The sequence below is a fragment of the Streptomyces sp. 13-12-16 genome (genome assembly GCF_002114215.1).
GTDB lineage: Bacteria > Actinomycetota > Actinomycetes > Streptomycetales > Streptomycetaceae > Streptomyces.
The window spans coordinates 1-1,501 of sequence record NZ_NCTE01000925.1; the positions used below are offsets into that span (position 1 = coordinate 1).

1 pseudogene is annotated in these 1,501 nt (G+C 76.8%); it reads right to left on the bottom strand.

What is annotated here, in order from left to right:
- Nucleotides 1-1,501, bottom strand: a pseudogene (locus tag B7767_RS32335) (molecular chaperone Hsp90); the annotation flags it as partial.

Sequence of the window (1,501 nt, forward strand, 5' to 3'; positions counted from 1 at the left end):
CGGGTCGCCGCCGGCCGCGCGCAGTCCGGCCGGGCGGCGCCCGCCGATCACCGGGTGCCCGCGCAGCCACCACGCGGTGTACGGCCGTACGACCTCGTGGGTGCCGTCGTGCAGCAGGATCCGCACCGGCTGGACGAGCGCGTCGCGCAGCGGGGGCCGCGAGAGCAGGGCGAGGGCCTGGGGCCAGCGGTCGTCGTCCACGAGGTCGAGGTCGCGCACGGCGACGATCTCGGTGGCGACCGGCGGGACGGGGCTGTCCGGGAAGCGGTCGAGGACGTCCTCGCTCCACACGTCCACGGCGTCGAGCAGGCCCGCGTCGTCGGGCTCGGCGAAGTCGCCCTCGCGCGGCTCCAGTTCGTCCGGGTCGAGGACGACGTCGGTGGCGCGGATCAGCGCGAAGTCGACCAGCACCCCGCAGGCGGCGAGCGGCTGTTCGCCCCACTTGTCGGCCAGTTCGCCGTCCACGGAGGCGAGTTCGCCCTCGCGCATGACCTGGGCGAACGGTCCGCCGGGGAAGACCAGCTCGCAGGCCGGGGAGAGTTCGCCGTCCTCGTCGGGGAGGGCGAGGGCGCCCAGCCACGGCTCGTCACCGGGTTCGAGGGCGGCGTCGCGCACCAGACCCAGCACGGTGTCGGCGAGTTCCTCGGCGTCCGGGGTGTCCTCCTCCCAGTTCACCGGTCCCTCGTCGTCCAGGGACGCGGCGACGGCGGCCCGCACCTGCGGGGTGGTGAGGACGGCGCGCGGGGTGGCGGGGAGCGCGCCGAGCTTCTCCAGGAGGGGGTGGGCGGCGTCCGGGTGGGCGACCTTGAGACCGAGCCGGGCCAGCACCTCGGGGTCGATCCGGGTGGCCTCCGCTCCGGGCAGCAGCACCTGCCGGGGGCCGATCGTCGTCCTGCCGTCGGCCAGCGGCACCGGCAGTCCGGACAGCCGGTCGGGGTCGACCCCGGCGAGGCTGTCGTACAGCCGCCGCCACCAGTCGGGGGACTTCTCCAGGCCGGCCAGCCGGTCGACCGCGTCGGTGAGCGGGACGCGGGCCACGCCCAGCGTGCGCAGCTCCGCGCGGCGTTCGAGACCGGCGGGCAGGAGGGTGGGGAGGACCTCGGCCAGCACCCGTACGGTGTCGGCGCCCGCACCCTCGACGACCTCGGCGTCGCGGGGCCGCAGGGATTCCGGCAGTCCGGGGTCGTCGTGCCGCTCGTCCCGCTCGGCGGCGGGCGGCAGGAAGGACGTGCGGGGCAGCCGTTCGAGGACCGCCCGGCGCAGGGCGCCGTCCAGTTCGCCCTTGCCGAGCGGGCCCGGCACGAGGTCGATGATCCCGGCGGTCACCGGGCGCCAGTCGGCGAGGAGCCCGGCGTAGGCGTCGGCGGCGCGCTGCACGAGGAAGTCGGTGAGCGGGCCGGGGGCGGCGTGCCGGCGGGTGGAGTCCAGCGGGAAGGAGGCGATGAGCAGGGCGGGCACGCCGAGCGGCTCGTCGCTGGGGGTGGGCGCGTGCACGACGGGG